This is a genomic window from Granulicoccus phenolivorans DSM 17626 = NBRC 107789 = JCM 15570 (genome assembly GCF_000423085.1).
Taxonomy (GTDB): Bacteria; Actinomycetota; Actinomycetes; order Propionibacteriales; family Propionibacteriaceae; genus Granulicoccus; species Granulicoccus phenolivorans.
On the sequence record NZ_AUHH01000071.1, the window covers coordinates 1 to 2,130 of the forward strand.

Annotated in this window: 2 protein-coding genes; both read right to left on the reverse strand. The window is 67.9% G+C overall.

The genetic code is table 11. The annotated features are described in order from the left end of the window. The coding region (locus tag G531_RS0117200) for an ATP-binding protein (protein WP_026928160.1) at positions 1–398 on the reverse strand (398 nt) is incomplete at its 3' end. After that, complete coding sequence (gene istA / locus G531_RS0117205; RefSeq protein ID WP_026928161.1) at positions 395–1,939, reverse strand: IS21 family transposase; 1,545 nt, start codon at positions 1,937–1,939, stop codon at positions 395–397. The genes istA and G531_RS0117200, both read right to left, overlap by 4 nt. Positions 1,940–2,130 lie beyond the last annotated feature (191 nt).

A 2,130-nucleotide genomic window follows, 5' to 3' on the forward strand; every position in this document is an offset into this window, starting at 1 on the left:
TCGACGGCTTGCTGGCCCAGGGCTTCGAGCAGAAAGGTCTTCCCGGTCCCCGACGGCCCGCACACCACCAGGTTCTCGCGGCGGTGCACCCATTCCAGGGTTCGGAGTGCTTGCTGGGTCGGTGCCGGGATCGAGGAGGCCTCGGGTTGCCAGGCGGCGAACGTCTTCCCGGTCGGGAAGCCTGCTGCGGCTCGTCGGGAGGCCAGTGCGGAGCGTTCCCGGCCCGCGACCTCTTCAGCGAACAGGGCCTTCAGTACTTCGGTGGGTTCCCAGCGTTGTGCTTTCGCGGTCGCGACAACGTCCGGGGCGTGACGACGGATGTGTGGCAGTCGCAGTCGGCGCAACAGGTCCTCCAACTCGGAGGGCAACGGTGGAGCGGTGCTGATCGGGCTGGTCATCGGTCCTCCGGGTCGTCGGTGGCAGTGTGGGGTGGCTGGCCGAGTTGGGCCCACGCGCTGGTTCCCTGGGTCAGCGAGCGGTCCTCCCCAGCACGGTGTTCGGGGGCCTGTTGCCTGCTGCCCTGACCGTGGTGATGGTCGAGGATCGAGGACAGATCGGCCTCGGCGAACCGGCCGTGCACTGCGGCATGCCCCAGCGCCCAGTCGACCTCGACGGGATCGAACAGTTTCGCCAACGCCAACGCCTCGGTCATCTTGACCCGGATCCGCGACGTGCCCGCCGCGGCTGCCTCGATCAGCCACAACCGGGCGCCCTCGCCCAGGGTGAGGAACTCCGCCTCGGCCGCGGTCCGGGCCCGGGGCTGGCGGGCCAGCGGCCCGGCCGGCTGGGGCCCGAAGTGCGCCTCGATCAGCCGGGGACTGCCCGGGGTCGCCCGAGCGTGCCGGGCCACCTCGACCGGACCCCGGTCACCGACGTGGGTGATCACGACCTGCTCACCAGCGCCCCGGCCCGTGACCCGCACCCACACCGGTTGCCCCAGCAGGCTGTGCGGGACCGAGTACTGTCCGGATTCGAACATCACCATCGGGGTATTGGTGGGCACGATCCGGGTCACCCCGAACGCAACCGTGTGCGGGGTGGCCGGGACCGGGTGCAGTCGGGCTCGTTCCTGCTCGAGCATCTGAGTCGGGGGCCGTTTGGTCACCCGGTGCGGCCGGGTGTTGACCTTCGTGCAGAACTCCTCACACGCCGCTTCGAGCTCGGCAAACGAGGCATACTCCGGGCGCAGGTTCGTCTGGGTCGGGACGAGGTCGGCCTTACTGAGCTTCACCGATGACTCGGTCCCGCCTTTGGATGCCGGATCGGCCGGCACACAGGTGTGGACCACCACCGAGTAGTGCTCGGCGAACCCGACCAGGTGTTGATTTCGGACCGCGATCCCGGCGATGTGCTCCACGGTGACGGTCTTCTCGTTGTCGGTCAACACATAGGTCGGTACCCCGCCCAGCCGCCGGAAGGTCTGGTCCAGGGCGGCGAACACCGATGGCATCGTCTTATCCCGTAACGCGATCACCACCCGGAACCGGGACCACGCCAGCCACGCCACGAACAGCACCGTTTTGACGCCGTCGATCACCGGACCGTCGCCGTAGTCATACTGCAGCCACATCCCCGGCTCGCTCACCCAGGGCCGATGCACCCGGACCCGGCCGGCCCGGTAGGCCTTCTTCACTTCCGCGACCGCTCGCCGCGTCGTTCGTTCGGAACCGGTATAGCCCAGCACTGCCAGCCTCTGGTGGGCCACATCGGCCCGGATCTTGCCATGCGAGCGCTCGACCCACTCCTCGACCTTGGGCAAGAACTCATCGATCAACTGCGGCCGCCCGGCGACCGTGTCCAGTGCGCCACCGGCAGCACGCCGCTCAACGTAACGCTTCACCGTGTGGTGCGAACAACCGGCCAGCTCCCCGGCATCACGTAACGACCCGGTCAGGTCGTAGGCATCCAAGATTTCCATGATTTCCTCGGCAGACTTCAAGTTGTCCCTCCTCAGGGCGACGGGCGCTTCAGCACCGCCGATCGCACCTGAGGAGGGGCCTCAACCGTGGGAACCGGTGAGGCATACGACTTCGTGTCGGGCAGATCTCGTGACCGTCAGCGGGCAATCCTCATGTCCGCTACCAGGCAGCTTCGTGACCGTCTCCGGGCAGTCTCTCGTGGCCGCCGACA